Raw genomic sequence first — 25,369 nt, 5'->3', positions numbered from 1 at the left:
GGAATGCCACGGGGGGCGAGGGGGATGGTCAACGCCGGGGCCTCGCCGGGGGTCATAGGCCGAGATCAGGCCACTGGTACGCGCTTAAACGGAACCCGGGGTGCCGGGATCGGAAGGGGGTCACATCAGCGGGGTGAGGAAGCGGCGCAGCGCCTCTTCGTAGGCGTCGGGGTCGGCGTTCCACATGGCCGCGTGGGGAGCGTGCCGGACGGTGTGGAGGGCGATCCGGTTCGGATGGGCGGCCGCGAGACTGCGGGAGGGACCCCAGGGAGCCACCGTGTCGTCCGGACCGTGGACGATCAGGGTCGGCGGCAGGGACCGGCTGTCGGCGAAGGGCCGGGCGGCGCGGTCGCCGTACAGGCCGGTGCGACCCTGTGCTGCGCGTACCGCGAGCGGGAGCAGGGCACCGGGCGTACGCCGGGCCGCGACGAGGGCCCGCAGGGTGGTCTCCCAGCTGAGGACCGGAGAGTCCAGGACGAGTCCCGAGATCCGCTCGCGCAGGCCCGCGTGCGCGGCGGCGCGCAGCGCCATGGTGGCGCCGGTGGACCAGCCGTGCAGGACGACCTGCCGGGCGCCGTGGCTGACGGCGTAGCGGATCGCCGCGTCCAGGTCGCGCCACTCGGTCTCGCCGAAGTGGTTCAGGCCGTCCGGCGGGCGGGGGGCGCCGAGGTCGCCGCGGTAGGCGAGGGCGAGCACCGGGAAGCGGTGGCGGTGCAGGAACTTCATGATGTTCATGGGGTGTTCGCGGGTGGTGCCCAGGCCGTGCACCGCGATGACCCAGGTGTCCCGGACGCCGGGCACGAACCACGCGGGCAGGGTGCCGAGTTCGCCGGGGATCTCGACGTCGGTGTGGTCCAGGTCGAGGGCGGTGCTCGGGGTGCCGACGTGCACGGTCGGGGTGAACCAGACCTTGTCGCCGGGGTGCAGGGTGCCGCGCGTGACGCGCTCCAGGCGGCGTACGACGGTGTCGGCGGAGTGGGCCTCCGTGCCGAGGACCGCGCCGACGACCGCGTGCGAGGCGTCGCCGTCGAGGCCGTAGGTGCCGGGGCGCAGGGCGGCCAGGTCACGGGTGAGCGCGATCCGGCCCGCGGCCGTCGCGTGCACGGTGAGCCGGGGTTCGCCGGGCAGTGGCCGGCCCGGCGGCGCCTTGAGCGCGGCGTCGCTGGCGAGCCGCCCGGCGACGACACCGGCCGCGCCGGCGGCGAGGGCTGCGGTGACGGCAGCGGCCGTCGCTCTGACATTGCGCACGGGTCCAGTGTCCTGGCGGACCCGGTGACCGGCCAGCGGGAGGACGGCTCGGGGTGACCTTTCCTGAGAGGAATGAGCGGCCCAGTGAAAGGAATGAGCGCACCGCCATGCCGGAGGAAAGCCCTCAGCCCCGCTGTCCGTACCCCCTCAGCCGCTCCCCCGCCTCGTTCACCTGATCCTCGGACAGCAACGAGGGGGCCAGACCCGGGACCGAGGACGCCGTCAGCCACAGGCGGCACATCCACTCCAGCTGGGCCGTGCGGTCGTAGGCCTGGGCGAGGGAGGTGCCGTAGGCGATCGTGCCGTGGTTCTGGAGGAGGCAGGCGGAGCGGTCGGCCAGGGCGCGGAGCATGTTCTCGGCCAACTCCTCGGTGCCGTACGTGGCATACGGGGCAACCCGGACGGAACCGCCGAGCGCGCCGGCCATGTAATGGATCGCCGGAAGCTCGGGGACGAGGGTGGAGACGGCCGTCGCGTGCACGGCGTGGGTGTGGACGACGGCGCGGGCGTCGGTGCTGCCGTAGACGGCGAGATGCATGGGCAGTTCGCTGGTGGGGACGAGCGTACCGAGGACCTGCCGGCCGTCCAGGCCGACGCCGGTCACGTCATCGGGCGTGAGCCGGTCGTAGGGGACGCCCGACGGTGTGACCAGGACGGTGTCCCCGACGCGCACCGAGACATTGCCGGAGGTGCCGACGACCAGTCCGTCGGACACCGTCCGGCGTGCCGCGTCGACGAGTTCCTCCCAGGCGCGCGCCTCCTCGGCGCCCACACCTTTCCCCCGCGCCTCCGGCACATCCTGTGCGCCGCCCCGGGCACCCCGTTCGCCCCGCGGGTCCCGTCGTTGCTCAGCCATGCCGCGATCCTGCCAGTCAGCCCGTCAACCCGCCGCCGGGCGGAGGCACTTTAGGCCGGAAGCCGGTCCTCCGAAAGAGCGCATATCGGGATACATCCCTCTCTTCCATGGCTTGGCCTGAGAACGCCGAGGATTCGCCGATCTTCCAGTAATCTCCGAGGGATTTGTCGTGCACGACGCCATTCCGGGGGGACATATGGCACGTGATCGCAAACCATCCCGCCGCCACCGCCGCGCCATAGCGGCATCCGTGGCGGCACTCACCGTCTCAGGGGTCGCCCTCGCCGAGACGCCCGCCTCCGCGGCGAGCCTGCCGAAGGGGCACGACGTCTCTTCCCACCAGAAGAACGTCAACTGGTCGAAGGCCAAGGCCAAGGGCGCCAAGTTCGTCTACGTCAAGGCGACCGAGTCCACCAACTACCGCAACCCGTACTTCAACCAGCAGTACAACGGCGCACGCAACGCGGGCATCATCCGCGGGGCGTACCACTTCGCACTGCCGAACAAGTCGTCAGGCGCGGCGCAGGCGAGATACTTCGTGCGCAACGGCGGCGCCTGGACCGGGGACGGCTGGACTCTGCCGCCCGCGCTCGACATCGAGTACAACCCGTACGACAGCAGGCACAAGTGCTACGGCCTGAAGAAGGCCAAGATGGTCAGCTGGATCAAGTCGTTCAGCAACGAGGTCAAGCGACTCACCGGCCGCCGACCGGTGATCTACACGACCGCCCACTGGTGGAACACGTGCACCGGCAGGAGTGGCGCCTTCGCCTCGAACCACGCGCTGTGGGTGGCCCGCTACAACTCCGCCGACGCGGGAGCGCTGCCCGCCGGCTGGTCGTTCTGGACGATCTGGCAGCACGACAACAGCGGCAGCCTGCCGGGTGACCAGAATCTCTTCAACGGGTCCGGGACCCAGCTGAGGAAGTTCGCCCGAGGCTCGTAGTCATGGGGCGTCCGGGCCGTACGGGATCATGGGAGCCCGACGGAGCAACAACCGCCGGTTCCGGACACCGTGCGGCCTGCCCCAGTTCACCTTCCGTTCACTCAGGTTGCCTACGTTCAATCAGCCAATGACCTCGAACGATTGCCTGGGTAAATGGAAAACTTCTCGCTGATCCTCGCGATTGTGGTCGTAACCGCACTCGCGTTCGATTTCACGAACGGTTTCCACGACACCGCCAACGCGATGGCCACCACCATCTCGACCGGTGCGCTCAAGCCCAAGGTCGCGGTGGCCATGTCCGCCGTGCTGAACCTTGTAGGCGCCTTCCTCTCCGTGGAGGTCGCCAACACGATCTCCAAGGGTCTCGTCGACGAGACCGGCATCCGTCCCGAGGTCATCTTCGCCGCCCTGGTCGGCGCGATCCTCTGGAACCTGCTGACCTGGCTGGTGGGTCTGCCCTCCAGTTCCTCGCACGCCCTCATGGGCGGTCTGATCGGCGCCACCATCGCCTCGGCCGGCGCGGGTGCCGTCCACGGTGACGTGCTGGTCACCAAGGTTCTGATCCCGGCGATCGCGGCCCCGCTGGTCGCGGGCCTCGCCGCGATGCTCGCGACCCGCCTGTCGTACAGCCTCGGCAAGAAGGCCGACGGCAAGGCCGCCGCGAAGGGCTACCGCACCGGCCAGATCGCCTCCGCGGGCCTGGTCTCGCTGGCCCACGGCACGAACGACGCGCAGAAGACGATGGGCATCATCACCCTCGCCCTGGTCGCCGGCGGCGCCGTCGCCCCCGACTCCGACCCGCCCACCTGGGTCATCCTCTCCGCGGGTCTCGCCATCGCGCTCGGCACCTACCTCGGCGGCTGGCGCATCATCCGCACCATGGGCAAGGGCCTGACCGACCTCCAGCCGCAGCAGGGCTTCGCCGCCCAGACCAGCGCGGCCACGGTCATCCTGGCCTCCTCCCACATCGGTTTCTCCCTCTCCACCACGCACTCCGTCTCCGGCGCGGTGATGGGCGCGGGTCTCGGCCGCAAGGGCGGCGTGGTCCGCTGGTCGACGGCGACCCGGATGTTCGTCGCCTGGGGCCTCACGCTCCCGGCCGCGGCCCTGGTCGGCGCGCTCGCCGAGTCCGTCACCGACCTCGGTGACTGGGGTACGGCCGTGGTCGCGGTCTTCCTGATCGCCTCCAGCGCCGCGATCTGGAAGATCTCCCGCCGCGAGGTCGTCGACGCGACGAACGTCAACGAAACCGGGGAGCCGGCCGGCGTCGTCACCACGGCGATCGCCGCCGTGACCCCGCCGCCCGCGGGCACGGTGACCGATGACCTCACGGCGACGATCCCGGCGCCGGCCGCCACCGTGACCGCCGACCCGGCAGCCCCGCCGGCCGCCACCACCGTCTGAGCCCCGAGCCAGGTACGAAGGAAGAAACAGCATGAAGATCGACTGGGCAGCTCTCGGCTCCGTCTTCGGCGTCAGCCTCGTGGTCACCGTGGGCCTGGTGACCCTGTTCACCCTCGGCGTCATGGGCCTCTCCCGCCGCGAGCGGGCGAGCGAGCAGGGCGGGTCCGCAGCGCTGGCGCTGACCGGGGCGTACGTCTGCTTCGGGGCTTGTGCGGCGGCGGTGGCATATGGAATCTCGTTGATCGTCGTCTGACGCTTCGGCCTCGCGTCGACCCAAACCCCCGTGAGTCACGACCATCGGTCGTGACTCACGGGGGTTTCCCTGTTCAAAGCCATGTCGGCAGCCCACCGGGCGGGCGGCACTGCGGACGCAGGGTGTCCGTCCGACGCATGCCGGACGGGCATATCCAAATCACCGAAAGCCATTCCGACATGTGTCATATAGAGGTGTACCCTTCTGATAGGGTCAGCGCGACACAAGTCTAGTGGACAGGCAGCACTTCGCCACATATCGAGGGACCTGCACTCGCTTGGCCAGGAGCGCCGCCGGCTCGCTATGAGCAGCAAAGGAAGAGGCATGCGCAGGGAAGTGGACCCGAGCCTGAATCGCCGCAAGCTCCGCATCGCACTGCGTCGAGCCCGCGAGGAAGCCGGCCTGACCCGGGAAGAGGCGGCAGGCCTGGTGGACTGGTCCGTCTCGAAGCTCAACCGCATCGAGACAGGAACGGTCAGTGTCGCGCTGACCGATCTCCGCGCCCTCGTTCAGCTGTATCGGCTGGAGGACCCTGAGACGGTGGCAGACCTGGAGAACGCCGCGCGCAACTCCAAGGGGCAGTCCTGGTGGGCACCCTTCGCCGGACTCACCGCTCCGCGCTTCTACGAGTACCTCGGCTTCGAAACCGCGGCCACGTCCCTGCGTACCTACCACCCCGTCGTGCTGCCCGGCCTTCTGCACACCGCGGACTATGCGGACGCCTTGGGCGCCCCCGAGGTGCCCGATGCGGCTCTCCGGCGCAGGATCGTGGACTTCCGCACCGCCCGACAGGAGCGGGTCTTCGACGAAGACACCGGCATCGGCGAATTGCACTTCGTCGTGGACGAGGCGGCCCTACGGCGCAGAATCGGCGAACCGGAAGTCATGCGCCGCCAGTTGCAGCACCTCAGGAACATGGCCGAGCACCCGCGTGTCACTCTGCAGATCCTGCCGTTCTCGGCGGGGGCCCTGTTGAGCACACAGACCGCGTTCATTCTGCTCAGCTTCAAGGACGAGGAAGACTTGATCTACCTCGAATTCTCCCAGGCAGGCGCGATCGCCACCCGGGACAACTTCGAACTCGTGGCCAACTTTCAGGACTCCTTCGAGCAGTTGCGGAACCTCGCCTACAGCGGGAGCCGGGCGCTCGACCTGATCGACGAGGCCAAGGAAGCCTTCAGCGTGGTCTGACCCCGGGCCCACGGCTCGGGCACGGCAGGGGAGGGCCGGCGATGCCGCTCTTCGATTGGACAGGGCTCGTGCGGCGCTTCCTCACGGCCTTGACCACCTCGGTCGGCCAGAGCCGGGCCGCGCCCACCGGAACACAGACCACAGGAACGCTTCCCGCACCCGAAAGCACAACACCCCAGGATCCCGCGGAAACGCCGACCACCGCCGAGAACCAGTCCCTTCAGGAGCCGTGGAGCCATCACACGGTCCATGACCTGTTCGCCCTGGGAATGAAAGACCGGAACCAGGCCGACACTCTGGACGGCCTGCTGAACTCCGAGCACGAGCGCAGCCTCCACAGAAACGACCAGGAACTCAAGGGCTTCCTGGCCAAGGCCGGCTGCCTCACTCTGTGCATCTCCGTGCTCGTGGGAAGCCTGGTGGTGTCCGTGCACATAGCAAAGGGACTCGACCTTCAGGAGGCCAGGCTCTCACCCACCGCGCACGTGGCACTGGTCTCGGTGGGAAGCGCGTTGCTGACCGGGACCGTCGGTTGGCTCCTGGGCAAGCTGCGGAACCGTCGAGCGCCCACCGGTCGGCCACAAGGCCGAACCGGCCCCGCGGGCCTCAACGACCCGATGAGGAACGGAGATCGTCCCGCGAACGAGAGGCGGAGCGATGCCCCGCAGCGAGACAGCGGAACGTGACGGGCCCCAAACCCCAGACGACCCCGGCACCCGCGGCGACCACTGCCGAGGTGACGAGCCAAACGGCCAGTTTCTCCTGGACGCCGTCGACCAGGAGAGAAGCCAGGGCTCCGACGGCCGTGGCCACGGCTCCGCAGACGCCGCAGTACGACGCCAGCGCAAGCCGCTTCGTGTGCGCCGCGCCTCCCCTGCCCGGCGGCGGCCGTCCCTTCTCAACCACCATGTGCCCCCAGCCTCCCGTGACTCACGCTGGACGGATCACGTCGCCCCCGGCTCTCCCCGACGCCACCGCTGTCACAAACGTCGACCACGCCGCCCTGGTCACGACCATATGCAGCTCCCGGCGGTTCTTGGAGTCGCGCACCCAGACCTCGTCGCCTGGATTGGCGACCTCGACGCAGTCCCCGGACATACTGGTATAGCTGCTCTTCCGCCAACGCCCCGCGGACGACCCGTCGGCCACACCGCCTCCCCCATGTCCGAGAGTCGACCCCGGTCGGAGCACGTTCATCCGGTCGACGCACGCTAGCCCTGAAGGGCAAGGACACGGCACCGAGTCGCCGGATTGACCGAACCGGGCCCAGACCGGACAGGACCTGTCCACGAGTGTTCCGTGCCGCTCCCCTGATGTTGTGTCCAATTCTACGAATTGCGACTCGGCGTTGCCTAGCCGTAATCCGGTCCCGTGTGGGTCTCAGCACACTCTCCCGTCGCAGGTCAACAGCAAGTTGACGGCTGTTCTCGGCCCGTGGTGGACTGCCGGAGCCATGTACGGCGGCAGAAGAGGAAGCCGGTGTGAATCCGGCGCGGTCCCGCCACTGTCACCGGGGTAGGTAGCCCCGGGAGCCAGGAACTCTCGCCGTCGGTCTCGTCGAACCAGGGCGTGGACACCCTGAGTGAGGACATATCGCCATGTTCGGCTGCCGTTTGAGGTGCGTCACCAGGTCGCTGCCCGACCCCACGGCCGGCTGAGCCGATGCGTGCCGATCGCGTCTTCGCGTACGGCGCCGCCGCCGGCCTCCTAGGTGACCTTCTGCTCGGCGATCCGCGCCGCGGGCATCCGGTGGCCGTGTTCGGGCGGGCCGCGGGTGCCGTGGAGCGGGGGTTGTGGCGGGACCACCGGGGGTGGGGGGCGCTGCACACCCTCGTGTGTGCCGGTGGCGTCGTCGCCCTCGGGGCCGTCGCCGCTCGTACCGTACGTACCTCCCCCGCCGCTTCCGTCGCGCTGACCGGTGCCGCCACCTGGGCCGTCGTCGGGGGGACTTCGCTCGCCCGGGAGGCCCGGACTGTCGGGCGTGCCCTGGAGGCGGGGGACGTCGACGGGGCCAGGGCACGGCTGCCGCATCTGTGCGGGCGGGATCCGCAGGCCCTGGACGCCGACGGGATCGCCCGGGCCGTCGTCGAGTCCGTTGCCGAGAACACCTCCGACGCCGTCGTGGGGGCGCTCGTGTGGGGGGCTGTCGGTGGGGTGCCGGGGCTTCTCGGGTTCCGGGCCGTCAACACCCTCGACGCCATGGTCGGGCACAAGTCGGCCAAGTACCGGCGGTACGGGTGGGCTTCCGCCCGGCTCGACGACCTCGCGGGATGGCCGGGGGCGCGACTCACCGCCGTACTCGCCGCCCTGACCGGTCCGGATCCGCGGGGGGCCGTACGGGCCTGGCGTGCCGATGCCGCGCAGCATCCGAGTCCCAATGCCGGGCCCGTGGAGGCCTCGTTCGCGGGGGCGCTGGGGGTGCGGCTCGGCGGGACGCTGTCGTATGCGGGGCGGGTCGAGCACCGGCCTGTGCTCAATCAGCGGGGGCGCACCGTCGCCACCCAGGACATCGAACGGGCCGTACGGCTGTCCCGTCGCGTCGGCTGGTGCGCGCTCGGCGTCAGCGTCGCCGCACGGCTCGTGGTGACGGGTCGAAAGGGGCGTACCTCATGAGCGGTGGTCTTCTCGTCGCGGGCACCACCTCCGACGCCGGCAAGAGTGTCGTCACCGCCGGGATCTGCCGGTGGCTGGTGCGGCAGGGGGTCAAGGTCGCGCCCTTCAAGGCGCAGAACATGTCCCTGAATTCGTTCGTGACGCGGGAAGGTGCCGAGATCGGGCGGGCTCAGGCCATGCAGGCGCAGGCCTGTCGGGTCGAGCCGACCGCGCTGATGAATCCCGTGCTGCTGAAGCCGGGCGGCGAGCAGAGCAGCCAGGTCGTGCTGCTCGGGAAGCCGATCGGTGAGCTGAGCGCCCGTGGCTATCACGGGGGACGGCAGCAACAGCTGCTCGGCACCGTGCTCGACTGTCTCGCCGAGTTGCGGGGCACGTATGACGCGGTGATCTGCGAGGGGGCCGGGAGCCCGGCTGAGATCAACCTCAGGCGCACCGACATCGTCAACATGGGGATCGCCCGGAATGCCGGGCTGCCTGTGCTGGTGGTGGGTGACATCGACCGTGGGGGCGTCTTCGCCTCCTTCTTCGGGACCGTCGCCCTCCTCTCCCCCGAGGATCAGGCGCTCGTCGCCGGGTTCCTCGTCAACAAGTTCCGGGGGGATGTCAGCCTCCTGGAACCGGGGCTCGACATGCTCCACGGGCTCACCGGGCGGCACACCTACGGTGTCCTGCCCTTCCGGCACGGCCTCGGCATCGACGAGGAGGACGGGCTGCGGGTGTCGTTGCGGGGGACGGTACGGGAGTCGAACACGGCCCCGCCCGTCGGCGAGGACGTCCTGCGCGTCGCCGTCTGCGCGATCCCGCTCATGTCCAACTTCACGGACGTGGACGCCCTGGCCGCCGAACCGGGCGTCGTCGTACGGTTCGTGGACCGGCCGGAGGAGTTGGCCGACGCCGATCTGGTCGTCATTCCGGGGACCCGGGGGACCGTACGGGCCCTGGAGTGGCTGCGGGAGCGGGGGCTGGCGGAGGCCATCACTCGAAGGGCCGCCGAGCACAAGCCCGTTCTCGGCATCTGCGGCGGCTTCCAGGTCCTCGGCGAGCACATCGAGGACGAGGTCGAGAGCCGGCAGGGTCATGTCGAGGGGCTCGGGATCCTTCCCGTCCGGGTGCGGTTCGCCCGCGAGAAGACCCTCACCCGGCCCGTCGGCGAAGCCCTCGGTGAGCATGTCGAGGGGTACGAGATCCATCACGGGGTCGCCGAGATCGCAGGCGGGGACCCCTTCTTGGACGGCTGCCGGGTCGGTCAGACCTGGGGCACGCACTGGCACGGTTCGCTGGAGTCCGACGGGTTCCGGCGGGCCTTCCTGCGCGAGGTGGCGGCCGCCGCGGGCCGCCGTTTCGTGCCGGCGCCCGACACTTCGTTCGCCGCGCTGCGCGAGGAGCAGCTCGACCGGCTCGGCGACCTGATCGAACAGCACGCGGACACGGACGCGCTGTGGCGGCTCATCGAGTCCGGCGCGCCTCAAGGACTGCCTTTCATCCCACCGGGAGCGCCCGCATGAGCACAGTGTTGTTGTTGTCGACCGCCGACACCGATCTGTTGGCGGCCCGGGCCGCCTCCGGTGCCTCGTACCGGATCGGCAATCCGACCCGGGTGGATGTCGCGGAGGAGCTGCCCGCGCTCGTCGAGGGCGCGGACATCGCCGTCGTACGGCTGCTCGGTGGCAAGCGGGCCTGGGAGGACGGGCTGGCTGCTCTCAAGGCCGCCGGCATTCCGACCGTCCTGCTCGGTGGCGAGACCGTGCCCGACGCCGAGTTGATGGCCGAGTCGTCCGTGCCGGCCGGTGTCGTGGCGGAGGCGCTGCGCTATCTCGTCGAGGGCGGGCCGGCGAACCTGGTGGAACTCGCCCGGTTCCTGTCCGACACCGTGCTGCTGACGGGCGAGGGGTTCGTCGAGCCGCAGAAGATGCCGGAGTACGGCGTCCATGGCGAACCCACCATCCAGGCAGGCCGGCCGACCGTCGGCGTGCTCTTCTACCGGGCCCACGAACTCAGCGGCAACACCGCCTTCGTGGACACCCTGTGCGACGCGATCGAGGCACGGGGGGCCAACGCCCTTCCCGTGTACTGCGGTTCGCTGCGCGGGGCGGACGCCGAGCTGTACGAGATCCTGGGCAAGGCCGACACCCTCGTCGCCACCGTCCTCGCCGCCGGCGGTACCCACGCCTCGCAGGCCTCGGCCGGCGGTGACGAGGAGGCCTGGGACATCGGGGCGCTCGCCGACCTCAACGTGCCTGTGCTGCAAGGGCTTTGCCTTACGTCGTCGAAGCAGGCGTGGGACGAGTCCGACGCCGCCCTCTCCCCCATGGACGCGGCGATGCAGGTCGCGATCCCGGAGTTCGACGGACGCCTCATCACCGTGCCGTTCTCCTTCAAGGAGCAGGGCCCGGACGACGTCCCGGTCTACGTCGCCGACCCCGAGCGGGCCGCGCGGGTCGCCGGAATCGCCGTACGGCACGCGCGGTTGAAGCACAAGCCGAACGCGGAGAAGAAGCTCGCGCTCGTCTTCACCGCGTACCCGACCAAGCACTCGCGGGTCGGAAACGCCGTGGGACTGGACACGCCCGCCTCGGCCATCCAGGTCCTGGACGCGCTGCGGGACGCCGGGTACGTCGTCGAGGGCCACCCCGACAACGGCGACGAGCTGATCCACACGCTCATCAACGCCGGTGGCCATGACGTCGAATGGCTCACCGAGGAGCAACTGGCCGCCGCTCCCGCGCGCGTGCCGCTCGCCGACTACCGGGCGTGGTTCGACAAGCTCGACCCCGAGCTCCGGGACGGGATGTTGGAGGCGTGGGGCGAGCCTCCGGGCTCGCTGTACGTCGACGGGGACGAGATCGTGCTCGCCTCGCTGCAGTTCGGGAACGTCGTCGTGATGATCCAGCCGCCGCGCGGCTTCGGCGAGAACCCGATCGCGATCTACCACGACCCCGACATGCCGCCGTCGCACCACTACATGGCGGCCTACCGTTGGCTGGAGAACAGCTTCGGCGCCGACGCCATCGTCCACATGGGCAAGCACGGCACGATGGAGTGGCTGCCGGGCAAGGGACTTGGGCTCAGCGGTGGTTGTGCGCCGGACGCCGTCCTCGGTGAACTCCCGCTCATCTACCCGTTCATCGTCAACGACCCCGGCGAGGGCACCCAGGCCAAGCGGCGTGGCCACGCCACCGTCGTCGACCACCTGGTGCCGCCGATGGCGCGTGCCGACACCTACGGCGACCTGGCCAAGCTGGAGCAGCTCCTCGACGAGTACGCGCTCGTCTCCGACCTGGACCCGACGAAGGCGCCGGCCGTGCGCGCGCAGATCTGGACGCTGGTGAAGGCGGCCGAGCTGCACCACGACCTGCACGTCGAGGACCAGCCGGACGACGAGACGTTCGACGAGTTCGTCATGCACATCGACGGCTATCTGTGCGAGATCAAGGACGTGCAGATCCGGGACGGGCTGCACATCCTGGGCGGCGGTCCGGTCGCCGAACCGCGCGTGAACCTCGTGCTCGCCGTGCTGCGCGCCTCGCAGGTGTGGGGCGGGCAGGCGAACGCGCTGCCGGGGCTGCGGGCCTCGCTGGCCGCCCATTTCGGGCTCGTCGAGAAGGAGTTGCTCGCCGAGCCGGGCGCTCCGGTGAAGGCGCCGGTCGAGCTGACGGACCTGGTGGACGGGCCGTCGCGCAGCGCCGCCGACGCGATCGACCTGCTGGAGCAGCTGTGCCGGCGGCTCGCGGAGGGCATGGAGGAGCGGAGCTGGGCGGTCGCCGAGAGCGCACCCCTCGTACGGGAGGTGCTCGGCACCGAACTCCCCGACGCCGTCGCGGTGTTGGAGTTCGCCTGCAACGAGGTCGTGCCTCGCCTGGCGAAGACCACCGACGAGATCGACCACATCCTCAAGGCACTTGACGGCGGTTACGTGCCGGCGGGCCCGTCCGGCTCGCCGACCCGCGGGCTCGTCAACGTCCTCCCGACCGGCCGCAACTTCTACTCCGTCGACCCCAAGGCCATTCCGTCCAGGCTGAGTTGGGAGGTCGGGCAGTCCCTCGCGGACTCGCTCGTGCAGCGGTATCTGCAGGACACCGGCGACTACCCGAAGTCCGTCGGCCTGACGGTCTGGGGCACGTCCGCGATGCGCACCCAGGGCGACGACATCGCCGAGATCCTGGCGCTCCTCGGCTGCCGCCCGGTGTGGGACGACGCCTCGCGCCGCGTGACCGGCTTCGAGATCGTCCCGCTCGCCGAGCTCGGCCGGCCTCGCATCGACGTCACGGTCCGTATCTCCGGCTTCTTCCGGGACGCGTTCCCGCACGTCGTCGGTCTGATCGACGACGCCGTACGGGCCGTGGCCGAGTTGGACGAGCCCGGCGAGCAGAACTTCGTGAAGGCGCACACCGACGCGGACACCGCCGAGCACGGTGACCGGCGGCGCGCGACCGCCCGTATCTTCGGCTCCAAGCCGGGCGCGTACGGCGCCGGTCTGCTGCCGCTGATCGACGCCCGCAACTGGCGTTCGGACGCAGACCTCGCCGAGGTGTACGCGGTCTGGGGCGGCTACGCGTACGGGCGCGGGCTCGACGGACGGGCGGCGCGCGGGGACATGGAGACGGCGTTCAAGCGCATCGCCGTGGCCGCGAAGAACGTCGACACCCGCGAGCACGATCTCGTCGACGCCGACGACTACTTCCAGTACCACGGCGGCATGGTCGCCATGGTCCGGCATCTGACGGGGGCGAGTCCGGAGGCGTATGTGGGTGACTCCGCGACGCCCGACCAGGTGAAGACCCGCACCCTCGGCGAGGAGACCCACCGCGTCTTCCGCGCCCGCGTGGTCAACCCGCGCTGGATGGCGGCGATGCGGCGGCACGGCTACAAGGGCGCCTTCGAGATGGCGGCGACCGTCGACTACCTCTTCGGCTACGACGCCACCGCCGGGGTCGTCGACGACTGGATGTACGAGAAGCTCAGCGCGGAGTACGTCTTCGACCAGGAGAACCGGGACTTCATGAAGAAGTCCAACCCCTGGGCGCTGCGCGGCATCACGGAACGGCTCCTGGAGGCCGCCGACCGCGGACTGTGGGCCGAGCCGGACGCCGACACCCTGGAACGGCTGCGGGCCACCTACCTGGAGCTGGAAGGCGACTTGGAGGGCGACGACAAGTGAGTACCCCCTTTCCGTTCACGGCCGTCGTCGGCCAGGACGACCTACGGCTCGCGCTGCTGCTGAACGCCGTGTCCCCCGCCGTGGGCGGTGTGCTGGTGCGCGGCGAGAAGGGCACCGCCAAGTCGACGGCGGTGCGGGCGCTCTCGGCGCTGCTGCCGGAGGTCTCCGTCGTCCCCGGGTGCCGTTTCTCCTGCGACCCCGCCAAGCCGGACCCCGCCTGCCCGGACGGGCCGCACGAGGCGGGAGCGGGGACTTTCCGAGCGTCCCGCATGGTCGAACTCCCCGTCGGCGCCTCCGAGGACCGGCTCGTCGGCGCCCTCGACATCGAGCGCGCGCTCGCCGAGGGCGTGAAGGCCTTCGAGCCGGGGCTCCTCGCGGACGCGCACCGCGGCATCCTCTACGTCGACGAGGTCAACCTCCTCCACGACCACCTGGTCGACCTGCTGCTGGACGCGGCCGCGATGGGGGCGTCGTATGTGGAGCGGGAGGGTGTCTCCGTACGGCACGCCTCGAAGTTCCTGCTCGTCGGCACCATGAACCCCGAAGAGGGCGAGCTGCGGCCGCAGTTGCTCGACCGGTTCGGGCTGACCGTCGAGGTCGCCGCCTCACGGGAGCCCGACCAGCGGGTGGAGGTCGTACGGCGGCGGCTCGCCTACGACGACGACCCGGCCGGTTTCGCCGAGCGCTGGGCGGACGAGGAAGCGTCCGTACGTCAACGCATCGTCGCCGCACGGGAGTTGTTGCCGTCGGTGCGGCTCGGCGACGGGGCGCTGCGGCAGATCGCCGCGACCTGTGCGGCCTTCGAGGTGGACGGCATGCGGGCCGACATCGTGATGGCACGTACGGCGACCGCGCTGGCCGCGTGGGCCGGGCGGACCGAGGTGCTCGCCGAGGACGTGCGACAGGCGGCGCTGCTCGCGCTGCCGCACCGCAGGCGCCGTAATCCCTTTGACGCGCCGGGACTTGACGAGGACAAGCTCGACGAGACGCTGGAGGAGTTCTCCGGGGAGGGCGAGGGCCAGGGCGAGAACGACGAGGATCCCGATCCCGACGGGCCCGGTGGAGGCGGCGGACAGTCCCCTTCCGACTCCGACGGGCCGCCGCAGGACGGGGACACGGGCGCTCAGCCCGAGGCCGGTGAGGACGGGCAGCCGCAGGCCTCCGGGGCCGGGGAGCAGCAGCCCGTGCGGGCCTCCGAGCCCTTCCGGACCAAGGTGCTGAGCGTGCCCGGTCTCGGTGAGGGTGCCGCCGGGCGGCGTTCGCGGGCGCGGACCGAGCACGGGCGGACGACCGGGGCGCGGCGGCCCCAAGGGGCGCTGACCAAGCTGCACCTGGCGGCGACCATCCAGGCGGCGGCGCCGCATCAGCGGGCGCGTGGGCGGTCGGGGCGCGGGCTCGTCGTACGCCGGGACGATCTGCGGCAGGCCACCCGGGAGGGGCGTGAGGGGAACCTCGTGCTGTTCGTGGTCGACGCGTCGGGGTCGATGGCGGCTCGGCAGCGGATGAGTGCGGTGAAGGGGGCTGTTCTTTCGCTGCTGCTGGACGCCTATCAGCGGCGGGACAAGGTGGGGCTGGTGACGTTTCGGGGGTCCGCCGCCGATGTCGCGCTGCCGCCCACCTCGTCGGTGGACGCGGCGGCGGTTCGGCTGGAGTCTCTGCCGACGGGTGGGCGGACGCCGATCGCCGCCGGGCTGCTTCGGGCGCACGAGGTGCTGCGGGTGGAGCGGCTGCGGGATCCGGCGCGGCGGGCGTTGGTCGTGGTGGTGACGGACGGGCGCGCCACGGGTGGGCCCGAGCCGGTCGCCCTCGCCGGGCGGGCGGCGCGGCTGTTCGCCGCCGAGGGTGTTGCCTCCGTGGTCGTCGACTGCGAGACCGGGCCCGTGCGGCTCGGGCTCGCCGGGCAGCTCGCCGGTGAGCTGGGGGGTACCGCGGTGACGTTGGACGAGCTGCGGGCGGACTCGATCGCCGGGCTGGTCAAGGAAGTTCAGGGCAATTCGAGGAGGGCCGCGTAGTGCCGCAGGGACAGCCGAGTGTGGTGCCGGACGACGGCCTGACTACTCGTCAGCGTCGTAATCGGCCTCTTGTCGTGGTGCACACGGGGGTGGGGAAGGGCAAGTCCACCGCTGCTTTCGGGCTTGCTCTGCGCGCCTGGAACCAGGGGTGGCCCATCGGGGTGTTCCAGTTCGTCAAGTCGGCGAAGTGGAAGGTCGGCGAGGAGAACGCGCTGCGGGTGCTGGGCGCCAGCGGTGAGGGCGGGTCCGTCGACTGGCACAAGATGGGCGAGGGGTGGTCCTGGGTTCAGCGGGACTCCCAGATGGACAACGAGGAGAAGGCCCGGGAGGGCTGGGAGCAGGTCAAGCGGGACCTCGCTGCCGAGACGTACAAGTTGTATGTGCTGGACGAGTTCGCCTATCCCATGCACTGGGGGTGGGTCGACGTGGATGAGGTCGTCTCCGTGCTGCGGGATCGGCCGGGCACCCAGCATGTGGTCATCACCGGGCGGAACGCGCCCGAGAAGCTCGTCGACTTCGCCGACCTCGTGACCGACATGTCCAAGGTGAAGCACCCCATGGACGCCGGGCAGAAGGGGCAGAGGGGCATCGAGTGGTGACGTCTTCCGTCCCTCGACTGGTCATTGCCGCGCCCTCGTCGGGCAGTGGCAAGACCACCGTTGCCACGGGGCTGATGGCCGCGTTCGCCTCGCGGGGGCTTGCGGTGTCTCCGCACAAGGTGGGGCCGGACTACATCGATCCCGGGTATCACGCGCTCGCCACCGGGCGGGTGGGGCGGAACCTCGATGCGTATCTGTGCGGGGCGGAGCTGGTCGGGCCGTTGTTCCTGCACGGGGCGCGGGGGTGTGACCTCGCGGTCGTCGAGGGTGTCATGGGGATGTACGACGGGGCTGCGGGGGAAGGTGAGCTGGCGTCCACCGCGCATGTCGCGAAGTTGTTGCGGGCGCCGGTGGTGCTGGTCGTCGACGCGTCGTCGCAGTCTCGGTCCGTTGCGGCGCTGGTGCATGGGTTTGCCTCGTGGGATCCGGAGGTTCGGGTCGGGGGCGTGATTCTGAACAAGGTCGCGTCTGATCGGCATGAGGAGTTGTTGCGGGAGGCGTTGGAGCAGGCTGGAGTTCCTGTTCTGGGGGTGCTGCGGCGCGTACGGCAGGTGGATACGCCTTCTCGGCATCTGGGGTTGGTGCCGGTTGCCGAGCGGCAGGCTGCTGCGGTGGAGGCTGTGGCTGCGATGGCCGCGCAGGTCGAGGCAGGGTGTGATCTTGAGGGGCTGCTGGCGCTTGCGCGAAGTGCGGGGGCGTTGTCGTGTGCGGCTTGGGATGCGGCTGAGGTCTTGGCTTCCTCGCCCCCGCCGCCCCTTCCCGTCCCGTCCCTGGGGGCTGCGCCCCCAGACCCCCGCATCGGCCCTGAAGGGGCCTCGTCCTCAAACGCCGGACGGGCTAAATCAGCCTCTCCGGCGTTTGAGGAGCGGGGGTCCGGGGGCGGAGCCCCCGGGGACGGGAACGGGAAGGGGCGGCGGGGGCGAAAACATCACGCGCCGGACAGGCTGAGGGTTGCCGTTGCCGGTGGAGCAGCGTTCACGTTCTCCTACGCCGAGCACGCCGAGCTGCTCGCCGCCGCCGGTGCCGAGGTCGTCACCTTCGATCCGCTCCGGGACGAGCAACTGCCCGACGGGACGGCCGGGTTGGTCATCGGTGGCGGGTTCCCCGAGGTGTACGCGGCCGAGCTGTCCGCCAACGAACCGCTCCGCAAGTCCGTCGCGGCCCTCGCGGAGAGTGGCGCGCCCGTTGCCGCCGAGTGCGCCGGGCTGCTGTATCTCTGCCATGAGCTCGACGGGCAGCCCATGTGTGGGGTGCTCGACGCCACTGCGCGGATGGACGAGCGGCTCACCCTGGGGTATCGGGACGCCGTGGCCGTGAGCGACAGTGTGCTGGCGGTCGCCGGGACTCGGATGCGAGGGCACGAGTTTCATCGGACGGTCGTCGAGCCCGGCTCGGGGCCGGAGGCCGCCTGGGGTGTGCGCACTCCGAAACGGCGGCTCGAGGGTTTTGTACAGCGTGGTGTGCACGCGAGTTATCTGCACACGCACTGGGCGTCCGAGCCCGGTGTCGCCCGTAGGTTCGTGGAGAGGTGCCGGACGTCATGAGCAGCAGCAGGTTGATCGGAGTCGGGGTGGGCCCGGGCGATCCCGAGCTGGTGACCGTCAAGGGCGTCAACGCTCTGCGTGCCGCCGATGTCGTTGTCGTACCCGTGATGGCTGCGTCTGATGGAAAAGATGGCGGGGAGCGGGGACGGGCCGAAGCCACCGTGCTGCACTACGTGCCCGAGGAGAAGGTCGTCCGGGTGGTGTTCGCGCTCAACGAGCGCAGCGACCGGGCGCGGCGGGAGGCCGCCTGGGACGCGGCCGGGGCGCGGGTCGTCGAGCTGCTCGACCGGCACGCTGCCGTCGCCTTCGCGACCATCGGCGACCCCAACGTGTACTCCACCTTCACCTATCTCGCGCAGACCATCGCCGAGCTCGTGCCCGGCGTCGTCGTCGAGACCGTGCCCGGGATCACCGCCATGCAGGACCTTGCCGCGCGGTCGGGGGCTGTTCTCACGGAGGGGACCGAGCCGCTGACCCTCGTTCCCGTGACCGCCGGAGCCGCCGCGCTCAAGGACGCCCTCAACGGGCCCGGGACCGTCGTCGCGTACAAGTTCGGGCGACAGGCCGGCGAGGTGGCCGAGGCGCTGCGGGAGACCGGGCGGATCGAGGACGCCGTATGGGGGTCGGCGCTGGGGCTGGAGTCCGAGGACATCCGGCCGGCCGCCGAGCTCGACGGGGCTGCCCTGCCGTACCTGTCGACGCTCATCGCGCCCGCGCGGCGCGAGGGCGGGCGGGGCGGAAAGCTGTGACCGGCCCCAGATCCGGATCAACCTGCGATCCCCACCACCAGCCAGATGAATCCCACCCCCACGACCGTGCACAACAGGGTCGAGCGGGCGGGGTGTTCGTGGTGGGCCTCGGGGAGGATCTCGGCCGCCGCCAGGTAGAGGAGCGCGCCGCCGAAGAAGCCGAGATAGCCGCCGAGCAGCTGTTCCGGGATGGTGAAGAAGAGCGTGGAGGCCGCGCCGACCACCGGGGCCGCCGCGTCCGCGAGCAGCATCGCGATCGCCTTGCGGCGGGCGTTCCCGTACAGGCTCGTGATCGTGTACGTGTTGAAGCCGTCCGCGAAGTCGTGGGCTACGACGGCCAGCGCGACCGCCGTACCCATGCCGCCGCCCACCTGGAAGGCCGCGCCGATCGCCACGCCGTCCATGGCGCTGTGGCCGACCATCGCGGCGGCTGCCGTCAGGCCCACCTCGGGGGCCCGGCCGTTGTGCTCGTCGGCGCCGTGCGCGGCCTGCCGCACCGCCAGCAGACGTTCCACCAGATGGGCCAGCAGGAAGCCGGCCACGAAGAGGAGCAGGGCCGCGGGTACGCCGAAGACCTCGGTGCCGGCCGCGTCCAGCGCCTCCGGCAGCAGATCCAGGCCGACCACACCCAGCATCAGGCCACCGGCCAGGCCCAGGACCAGATGACGGCGGTCGGTCACACGCAGTGCCGTCCAGCCGCCGGCCAGCGTCATCAGGAACGCGCCGAGCGCGACGAAGACCGCCATAGGCCCTTGGTATCCGATCAAGCCCCGTTCGCGCACATCCGGCGGCGACAGCCGCAGCACTCGTAAGACCCAGAGCTTTACCAGAGAGGACCGATCCCATGGCCGATGCCCCCACCGGCAAGGTGACCTTCGTCGGTGCCGGCCCCGGCGCCGCCGACCTGCTGACGTTCCGTGCCGCGCGCGCCATCGCCGAGGCCGACGTCGTGATCTGGGCCGCGAGCCTGGTGCAGGCGGAGGTCCTCGAGCACGCGCGCGAGGGCGCGGAGATCCTCGACTCGGCGACGATGTCGCTCGAAGACGTCGTCGCCGTTTACGAGCGGGCCGTCGCCGAGGGCCTGCACGTCGCCCGTATTCACTCCGGCGATCCCGCCCTCTGGGGCGGTACCCAGGAGCAGCTGGACCGGTGTGCCCGGATCGGCATCGCGACCGAGGTGATCCCCGGCGTCTCCGCGTTCTCCGCCGTCGCCGCGCTCGCGCAGCGCGAGTTGACCATCCCGGAGGTCGCGCAGTCCGTCGTCCTCACCCGGCTCGGCGGCGGCAAGACGCCGATGCCGCCCGGGGAGGAGGTGCGGGAGTTCGCCAAGCACGGCACCACCATGGCGATCTTCCTGTCGGCGGCGCGCAGCGGGCAGCTCGTGCGGGAGCTGCTGGAGGGTGGTTATCCGACCTCCACTCCGGTCGTGGTGGCCTACCAGGTGACCTGGCCGGAGGAGCTGATCGTGCGGTGCACGATCGAGACGCTGGAGGAGACGGTCAAGGAGCACAAGCTCTGGAAGCACACGCTCTTCCTGGTCGGCCCGGCGCTCGACGCCGAGGGCACGCGCTCGCATCTCTACCACCCCGGTCACTTCCACGGTTACCGCAGGGCCGACCCGGCGGCCCGCAGGGCTCTGCGCGAGCGGGGTGCGAGTACGTGATCACGGTTGTCGGCACGGGGACGGGGGCGCCGGTTCCGGCCGAGGCACTGGCCGGGGCGCGGCTCGTCGTGGGCGGGCGGCGGCATCTGGCCGCCGCGCCGGTCCCCGACGGCGCCGAGCAGGTCGTCCTCGGTCCGCTGGCACCGGCGCTGGACGTCATCGAGCGGCATCTCGACAAGCAGAGCCCGGTCGTCGTGCTCGCCTCCGGGGATCCCGGGTTCTTCGGGATCGTGCGGGTGCTGGCCGAGCGGTTCGGTTCCGCCGCGCTGGACGTCCGGCCCGGTGTCTCCTCCGTCGCCACCGCCTTCGCGCGTGCGGGACTGCCCTGGGACGACGCCGTGGTCGTCAGCGCGCACGGGCGCGATCTGCGTACGGCGGTGAATGTGTGCCGCGCCCGGCCCAAGGTGGCCGTGCTGACCGGGCCGGGGGCCGGACCGGCGGAGCTCGGCACCGCGCTCAGGGGCGATGCGCGCGTCCTCGTCGTGGCTTCCGCGCTGGGCTCCGCGGACGAGCACGTCGAGCGGGTCACGCCCGCCGAGGCCGCTGCCCGGGACTGGGGTCCGGCGGTGAGCGTGGTGCTGTGCCTGGACGAAGCGCGGGCGCTCGGCGCCGTGCGTACCGTCGCCGGGCCGCCTGCCGGGCCCACCCGATGGGCCCTGGAGGAGGGCGAGTTCGCCCACCGGGACTCGATGATCACCAAGTCCGAGGTACGGGCGCTCGCCCTGGCCCGGCTCGGGCCGCGCCTCGGCGACCTGGTCTGGGACCTGGGCGCGGGCTCCGGGTCCGTGGCCGTCGAGTGCGCGCGGTTCGGCGCCGCCGTCATCGCGGTCGAGAAGACCCTGGACGGGGTCGAGCGGATCCGTGCCAATGCCGCCGCGCACGGCGTCGACGTACGCGTCGTGCACGGGGCCGCGCCGACCGTGCTGTCCGATCTCGACGATCCCGACGCCGTGTTCGTCGGCGGCGGAGGGCGTGAACTGCCCGCCATCGTGACGGCGTCCGCGCGGCGGGCCCGGCGGACCGTCGTCGTCGCCATGGCCGCGCTCGACCGGGTGCCGGCCGTGCGTGCGGCGCTCACCGGCGCCGGGTTCGACTGCGACGGGGTGCTGCTGCAGTCGTCCCGGCTCGCGCCGCTGCCGGGGGACGTGACCCGGCTCGCGGCGACCAATCCGGTTTTCCTGCTGTGGGGTAACAGAAACCCCGTACATCCCGTATATCCCGTATATCGAGAAGGAGTTGCCCAGTGATCGGCCTCATTTCCGCCACCTCGGCGGGGGCGGCGGCGCGCGACCGGCTGGCCGCGGCGTGGCCGGACCGCACGCGCGTGTACGACGGTCCCGTCGGGGACGCCGTACGGACCGCGTTCGCGGAGTGCGAGCAGCTCGTGTGTTTCCTGGCTACGGGAGCAGTCGTACGGCTGATCGCGCCGCTGCTCGGCGACAAGGCGTCCGACCCGGGTGTCGTGTGCGTCGACGAGAGCGGGCGGTTCGCCGTGTCGCTGGTGGGCGGACATGGCGGCGGGGCCAATGAACTCGCCCGCGAGGTCGGGGAGTTGCTGGGCGCCGAGCCCGTCGTGACCACGGCGACGGATGCGGTGGGGGTGCCCGGTCTGGACACGCTCGGGTTCCCCGTGGAGGGCGATGTGGCCGGGGTCTCCCGGGCCATGCTCGACGGTGAACCGGTGGCGTTGAAGGCCGAGTTGGCCTGGCCGCTGCCTCCGCTCCGGGTCGGCGAGGAAGGCGCGTACGCGATCCGCCTCACGGACCGTCTCGTCGAGGCCGCCGAGCGCGAGGTCGTCCTGCGGCCGCCGTCCCTCGTCGTGGGCGTCGGCGCCTCGAAGGGGGCGCCGGTCGACGAGGTGCTCGGGCTGATCGAGAGCGCGTTGGGGGATGCGGGACTGTCCCGCCGTAGCATCGCCGAACTCGCCACCGTCGACGCCAAGGCCGAGGAGCCCGGCATCGTGGCGGCCGCCCAGCGCCTGGGCGTGCCCCTGGTCACCCACTCCGCAGAGGAGTTGGCGCAGGTCGAGGTGCCCAACCCCTCCGACGCGCCGCTCGCCGCCGTCGGCACCCCTTCCGTCGCGGAGGCCGCCGCGCTCGCCCGCGGGGGTGAACTCCTCGTCCCCAAGCGGAAGTCGGAGCGCGCGGACGGGCAGCCCGCGATGGCGACCTGTGCCGTCGTACGGCGTTCCGCGCGCGGCCGGCTCGCGGTCGTCGGGCTCGGACCCGGCGCCCGGGACCTGGTGACGCCCCGCGCGAAGGCGGAGCTGCGGCGCGCCTCCGTGCTCGTCGGGCTCGACCAGTACGTCGACCAGATCCGCGATCTGCTGCGCCCCGGCACCCGGATCCTGGAGTCGGGGCTCGGCGCGGAGGAGGAGCGGGCGCGGACGGCCGTGGAAGAGGCCCGGAAGGGGCAGGCCGTCGCGCTGATCGGCAGCGGGGACGCGGGCGTGTACGCCATGGCCTCCCCCGCACTCGCCGAGGCGTCCGACGACATCGACGTGATCGGTGTGCCGGGCGTGACCGCCGCGCTCGCGGCCGCCGCGATCCTCGGTGCGCCGCTCGGGCACGACCACGTGTCGATCAGCCTGTCCGACCTGCACACGCCGTGGGAGGTCATCGAGCGGCGGGTGCGGGCGGCGGCCGAGGCGGACATCGTGGTCACCTTCTACAATCCCCGCTCGCGCGGCCGGGACTGGCAGCTGCCCAAGGCGCTGGCGATCCTCGCGGAGCATCGGGAGCCGACGACGCCGGTCGGTGTCGTACGGAACGCGTCGCGCCCGGACGAGTCCAGCCGGCTGACGACACTGGCCGCCCTCGACCCGGCGACGGTCGACATGATGACGGTCGTGACCGTGGGCAACACGGCGACCCGGGACATCGCGGGGCGCATGGTGACGCCGCGCGGCTACCGCTGGCAGGCATCGCAGGAGGACACCAAGTGAACCCCACTTCGCTTTCCGAACTTTCCGAGCTCTCCGAGGAGAAACAGTGACCACCCCCCAGCCCGCCCTGCTCATCGCCGGCCACGGCACCCGGGACGAGGGCGGAGCCGAGGCCTTCCGCGACTTCGTCCGGGAGCTGGGGCGCCGTCACCCCGAACTGACCGTCGCGGGCGGCTTCATCGAGCTGTCCCCGCCACCGCTGGGCGACGCCGTCACCGAGCTGGTGGAGCAGGGCGTACGGCGTTTCGCCGCCGTGCCGCTGATGCTGGTGTCCGCCGGGCACGCCAAGGGTGACATCCCGGCCGCGCTGGCCCGCGAGAAGGAGCGGCACCCGGGGATCTCCTACACCTACGGGCGTCCGCTGGGCCCGCACCCGTCGCTGCTGAACGTGCTGGAGCGGCGGCTGGACGAGGCGCTGGGCTCCGCCGTGCGGACGCCCGCGGACCGGGAGGACGTGACCGTGCTGCTGGTCGGCCGCGGCTCGACGGACCCGGACGCCAACGCCGAGGTGCACAAGGCGGCCCGGCTGCTGTGGGAGGGGCGCGGGTACGCGGGCGTGGAGACGGCGTTCGTGTCGCTGGCGGCGCCGGACGTGCCGAGCGGGCTGGACCGGTGCGTCAAACTGGGCGCCAGGCGGATCGTCGTGCTGCCGTACTTCCTGTTCACCGGGATCCTGCCGGAGCGGGTGACGCAGCAGACGGAGGGCTGGGCGGCCGCGCACCCGGAGATCGAGGTGCGGTCCGCGGAGGTCATCGGTCCGGAGCCGGAGCTGCTCGACCTGGTGATGGAGCGGTACCGGGAGGCCCTCAAGGGCGACCTGCGGATGAACTGCGACTCGTGCGTGTACCGCATCGCGCTGCCCGGGTTCGAGGACAAGGTGGGACTGCCGCAGCAGCCGCACTTCCACCCCGACGACGACGGCCACCATCACCACCACGGACACCACCATGGCGCGCCCTCCCATGCCCACTGAGAGACACGACCTGCGGCACCACGGGGACGCCGAGGTCCGCGACGACGGAGCTCAGCTCACGGACCTCGCCGTGAACGTCCGGGCGGACACGCCTCCGGCCTGGCTGCGGGAGCGGATCGCGGGCTCTCTCGGCGAACTGGCCGCGTATCCGGACGGGCGGACCGCACGGGCGGCCGTGGCGGCGCGGCACGGGCTCCCGGTGGAGCGTGTGCTGCTGACGGCGGGCGCGGCCGAGGCCTTCGTGCTGCTCGCCCGTGCCCTGAAGGTCCGTCAACCGGCTGTCGTGCACCCGCAGTTCACGGAGCCGGAGGCCGCACTGTGGGACGCCGGCCACACGGTCGACCGGGTCCTGCTGCGCGAGGAGGACGGCTTCCGGCTGGACCCGGCGGCCGTCCCCGAGGACGCGGACCTGGTGGTGATCGGCAATCCGACCAACCCCACGTCGGTCCTGCATCCGGCCGCCGTCATCGCCCGACTGGCCCGTCCTGGGCGGACGTTGGTGGTGGACGAGGCGTTCATGGACGCGGTACCGGGCGAGCGGGAGGCGCTGGCCGGGCGGACGGACGTGCCCGGGCTCGTGGTGCTGCGCAGCCTCACCAAGACGTGGGGGCTGGCCGGACTGCGCATCGGCTATGTCCTGGCCGCCCCGGAGACGATCGCGGAACTGGAGCGGGCCCAGCCACTGTGGCCGGTGTCCACGCCGGCCCTCACGGCGGCGGAGGTGTGTGTCTCCTCGCAGGCCCTGGCGGAGGCCGCCCACGCGGCCCACCGCATCGCCGCCGACCGGGCCCATCTCGTCGCCGGGCTACGGGAGTTCGGCCCGGACGGCCTGAGGGTCGTCGAGCCCGCCGAGGGTCCCTTCGTCCTCATCGGCCTGCCGCGGGCCGCCGCCGTACGACGGCACCTGCGCAACCTCGGTTTCGCGGTGCGGCGCGGGGACACGTTCCCGGGACTCGGCGAGGAGTGGCTGCGGCTCGCGGTACGGGACCGGGCCACGGTCAACTCGTTCCTCCAGGCGCTGGACCAGGCGGTGACGCTGGCGGACCGGTGAGAGCCTGTGAACAAACCCCCGTCGTCCGCCCGAAGGGCGGGCGCTGCGGCGTCTGGTGCGTGCGATCGCAAGGCGCCGGAGCGTCCTCGATGGGGGTCCACCCGCGCGAGGTTGTTCGAGCGTGGGGGAGGAGCCACGTGGGCGTTTCGGCAACGCCGCTGGGGG

21 protein-coding genes and 1 riboswitch are annotated in these 25,369 nt (G+C 71.4%); of the genes, 17 read left to right on the top strand and 4 right to left on the bottom strand.

The genetic code is table 11. The features are described 5' to 3' along the window. Positions 1-120 precede the first annotated feature (120 nt). Positions 121-1,248, bottom strand: a complete 1,128-nt coding sequence (locus tag IG08_RS0135620) for an alpha/beta hydrolase (RefSeq protein ID WP_030612485.1) — start codon at positions 1,246-1,248, stop codon at positions 121-123. Positions 1,249-1,372: 124 nt separating this feature from the next. Then, the gene (locus tag IG08_RS0135615) at positions 1,373-2,104 is read right to left on the bottom strand and encodes a class II aldolase/adducin family protein (protein WP_030612483.1); all 732 of its coding nucleotides are present in this window, start codon (positions 2,102-2,104) and stop codon (positions 1,373-1,375) included. Positions 2,105-2,300: 196 nt separating this feature from the next. Between IG08_RS0135615 and IG08_RS0135610 the strand changes: the two genes are divergently transcribed. From IG08_RS0135610 to IG08_RS54725, 5 genes are all read left to right on the top strand, one after another. Further along, positions 2,301-3,050: a lysozyme gene (locus tag IG08_RS0135610; RefSeq protein WP_030612481.1), complete on the top strand. Its 750-nt coding sequence runs from the start codon at positions 2,301-2,303 to the stop codon at positions 3,048-3,050. Between the two features lie 153 nt (positions 3,051-3,203). Then, positions 3,204-4,454 carry an inorganic phosphate transporter gene (locus IG08_RS0135605; protein ID WP_030612479.1) on the top strand — a complete coding sequence of 417 codons (1,251 nt, stop codon included), beginning with the start codon at positions 3,204-3,206 and terminating at the stop codon, positions 4,452-4,454. A 31-nt stretch (positions 4,455-4,485) separates the two neighbouring features. Continuing rightward, entirely contained in the window at positions 4,486-4,707 is a 222-nt protein-coding gene (locus tag IG08_RS0135600) for a hypothetical protein (RefSeq protein WP_030612477.1), read from the top strand. Between the two features lie 324 nt (positions 4,708-5,031). Continuing rightward, positions 5,032-5,898 (top strand): helix-turn-helix domain-containing protein, encoded by an 867-nt coding sequence (locus tag IG08_RS0135595; protein WP_030612474.1) that lies wholly within the window; start codon positions 5,032-5,034, stop codon positions 5,896-5,898. Positions 5,899-5,939: 41 nt separating this feature from the next. Then, positions 5,940-6,584, top strand: coding sequence for a hypothetical protein (locus tag IG08_RS54725; protein ID WP_043456069.1), 645 nt, complete (start codon positions 5,940-5,942; stop codon positions 6,582-6,584). 244 nt (positions 6,585-6,828) lie between these two features. Here the strand turns inward: IG08_RS54725 and IG08_RS0135580 are convergent, their stop codons facing one another. Next, positions 6,829-7,095 (bottom strand): DUF397 domain-containing protein, encoded by a 267-nt coding sequence (locus tag IG08_RS0135580; protein ID WP_078655875.1) that lies wholly within the window; start codon positions 7,093-7,095, stop codon positions 6,829-6,831. 224 nt (positions 7,096-7,319) lie between these two features. After that, positions 7,320-7,459, top strand: a riboswitch (cobalamin riboswitch). Between the two features lie 101 nt (positions 7,460-7,560). Between IG08_RS0135580 and IG08_RS0135575 the strand changes: the two genes are divergently transcribed. Genes IG08_RS0135575 through cobI form a run of 7 tightly spaced genes read left to right on the top strand, consistent with a single transcriptional unit; the run spans position 7,561 to position 18,573 of the window. Continuing rightward, entirely contained in the window at positions 7,561-8,511 is a 951-nt protein-coding gene (locus IG08_RS0135575) for a cobalamin biosynthesis protein (protein WP_030612465.1), read from the top strand. Next, positions 8,508-10,016: a cobyric acid synthase gene (locus tag IG08_RS0135570; protein WP_030612463.1), complete on the top strand. Its 1,509-nt coding sequence runs from the start codon at positions 8,508-8,510 to the stop codon at positions 10,014-10,016. Before IG08_RS0135575 ends, IG08_RS0135570 begins: the two co-directional genes overlap by 4 nt. Beyond that, entirely contained in the window at positions 10,013-13,669 is a 3,657-nt protein-coding gene (gene cobN / locus IG08_RS0135565) for a cobaltochelatase subunit CobN (protein ID WP_030612460.1), read from the top strand. The genes IG08_RS0135570 and cobN overlap by 4 nt, the downstream gene beginning before the upstream one ends. Next, positions 13,666-15,681, top strand: coding sequence for a putative cobaltochelatase (locus IG08_RS0135560; RefSeq protein WP_030612456.1), 2,016 nt, complete (start codon positions 13,666-13,668; stop codon positions 15,679-15,681). Before cobN ends, IG08_RS0135560 begins: the two co-directional genes overlap by 4 nt. Further along, positions 15,681-16,280, top strand: coding sequence for a cob(I)yrinic acid a,c-diamide adenosyltransferase (cobO, locus tag IG08_RS0135555; protein ID WP_030612453.1), 600 nt, complete (start codon positions 15,681-15,683; stop codon positions 16,278-16,280). The genes IG08_RS0135560 and cobO overlap by 1 nt, the downstream gene beginning before the upstream one ends. Then, positions 16,277-17,824 (top strand): cobyrinic acid a,c-diamide synthase CobB, encoded by a 1,548-nt coding sequence (locus IG08_RS0135550; RefSeq protein ID WP_030612450.1) that lies wholly within the window; start codon positions 16,277-16,279, stop codon positions 17,822-17,824. The genes cobO and IG08_RS0135550 overlap by 4 nt, the downstream gene beginning before the upstream one ends. Further along, on the top strand, positions 17,809-18,573 hold the full coding sequence (gene cobI, locus IG08_RS0135545) for a precorrin-2 C(20)-methyltransferase (RefSeq protein WP_043456066.1): 765 nt from the start codon (positions 17,809-17,811) through the stop codon (positions 18,571-18,573). Before IG08_RS0135550 ends, cobI begins: the two co-directional genes overlap by 16 nt. Positions 18,574-18,590: 17 nt before the next feature. Here the strand turns inward: cobI and IG08_RS0135540 are convergent, their stop codons facing one another. Next, positions 18,591-19,319: a ZIP family metal transporter gene (locus IG08_RS0135540; RefSeq protein ID WP_030612446.1), complete on the bottom strand. Its 729-nt coding sequence runs from the start codon at positions 19,317-19,319 to the stop codon at positions 18,591-18,593. 98 nt (positions 19,320-19,417) lie between these two features. Between IG08_RS0135540 and cobM the strand changes: the two genes are divergently transcribed. The 5 genes from cobM to cobC are packed head-to-tail and all read left to right on the top strand — an operon-like array spanning position 19,418 to position 25,204. After that, positions 19,418-20,236, top strand: coding sequence for a precorrin-4 C(11)-methyltransferase (cobM, locus tag IG08_RS0135535; RefSeq protein ID WP_030612443.1), 819 nt, complete (start codon positions 19,418-19,420; stop codon positions 20,234-20,236). Continuing rightward, positions 20,233-21,483, top strand: a complete 1,251-nt coding sequence (locus IG08_RS0135530; protein WP_030612440.1) for a bifunctional cobalt-precorrin-7 (C(5))-methyltransferase/cobalt-precorrin-6B (C(15))-methyltransferase — start codon at positions 20,233-20,235, stop codon at positions 21,481-21,483. Before cobM ends, IG08_RS0135530 begins: the two co-directional genes overlap by 4 nt. Beyond that, positions 21,480-23,180, top strand: coding sequence for a precorrin-3B C(17)-methyltransferase (gene cobJ / locus IG08_RS0135525; protein WP_030612437.1), 1,701 nt, complete (start codon positions 21,480-21,482; stop codon positions 23,178-23,180). Before IG08_RS0135530 ends, cobJ begins: the two co-directional genes overlap by 4 nt. A gap of 46 nt (positions 23,181-23,226) precedes the next feature. Continuing rightward, positions 23,227-24,153, top strand: a complete 927-nt coding sequence (locus IG08_RS0135520) for a sirohydrochlorin chelatase (protein WP_030612435.1) — start codon at positions 23,227-23,229, stop codon at positions 24,151-24,153. Beyond that, positions 24,143-25,204, top strand: a complete 1,062-nt coding sequence (gene cobC / locus IG08_RS0135515; RefSeq protein WP_234343046.1) for an Rv2231c family histidinol phosphate aminotransferase CobC — start codon at positions 24,143-24,145, stop codon at positions 25,202-25,204. Before IG08_RS0135520 ends, cobC begins: the two co-directional genes overlap by 11 nt. Positions 25,205-25,369: the final 165 nt, after the last annotated feature.

Origin of the sequence: Streptomyces fulvoviolaceus (assembly GCF_000718165.1) — a bacterium.
GTDB classification, from domain to species: Bacteria; Actinomycetota; Actinomycetes; order Streptomycetales; family Streptomycetaceae; genus Streptomyces; species Streptomyces fulvoviolaceus.
Note: the sequence above shows the minus strand (reverse complement) of the source record. Positions and strands in the feature narration are given on the sequence as shown.

Coding starts and splice junctions, on each gene's coding strand:
- IG08_RS0135615 (WP_030612483.1), bottom strand. CDS start 2,104: ATGGCTGAGCAACGACGGGACCCGCGGGGCGAACGGGGTGCCCGGGGC.
- IG08_RS0135610 (WP_030612481.1), top strand. CDS start 2,301: ATGGCACGTGATCGCAAACCATCCCGCCGCCACCGCCGCGCCATAGCG.
- IG08_RS0135605 (WP_030612479.1), top strand. CDS start 3,204: ATGGAAAACTTCTCGCTGATCCTCGCGATTGTGGTCGTAACCGCACTC.
- IG08_RS0135600 (WP_030612477.1), top strand. CDS start 4,486: ATGAAGATCGACTGGGCAGCTCTCGGCTCCGTCTTCGGCGTCAGCCTC.
- IG08_RS0135595 (WP_030612474.1), top strand. CDS start 5,032: ATGCGCAGGGAAGTGGACCCGAGCCTGAATCGCCGCAAGCTCCGCATC.
- IG08_RS54725 (WP_043456069.1), top strand. CDS start 5,940: ATGCCGCTCTTCGATTGGACAGGGCTCGTGCGGCGCTTCCTCACGGCC.
- IG08_RS0135580 (WP_078655875.1), bottom strand. CDS start 7,095: ATGAACGTGCTCCGACCGGGGTCGACTCTCGGACATGGGGGAGGCGGT.
- IG08_RS0135575 (WP_030612465.1), top strand. CDS start 7,561: ATGCGTGCCGATCGCGTCTTCGCGTACGGCGCCGCCGCCGGCCTCCTA.
- IG08_RS0135570 (WP_030612463.1), top strand. CDS start 8,508: ATGAGCGGTGGTCTTCTCGTCGCGGGCACCACCTCCGACGCCGGCAAG.
- cobN (WP_030612460.1), top strand. CDS start 10,013: ATGAGCACAGTGTTGTTGTTGTCGACCGCCGACACCGATCTGTTGGCG.
- IG08_RS0135540 (WP_030612446.1), bottom strand. CDS start 19,319: ATGGCGGTCTTCGTCGCGCTCGGCGCGTTCCTGATGACGCTGGCCGGC.
- cobM (WP_030612443.1), top strand. CDS start 19,418: ATGGCCGATGCCCCCACCGGCAAGGTGACCTTCGTCGGTGCCGGCCCC.
- cobC (WP_234343046.1), top strand. CDS start 24,143: ATGCCCACTGAGAGACACGACCTGCGGCACCACGGGGACGCCGAGGTC.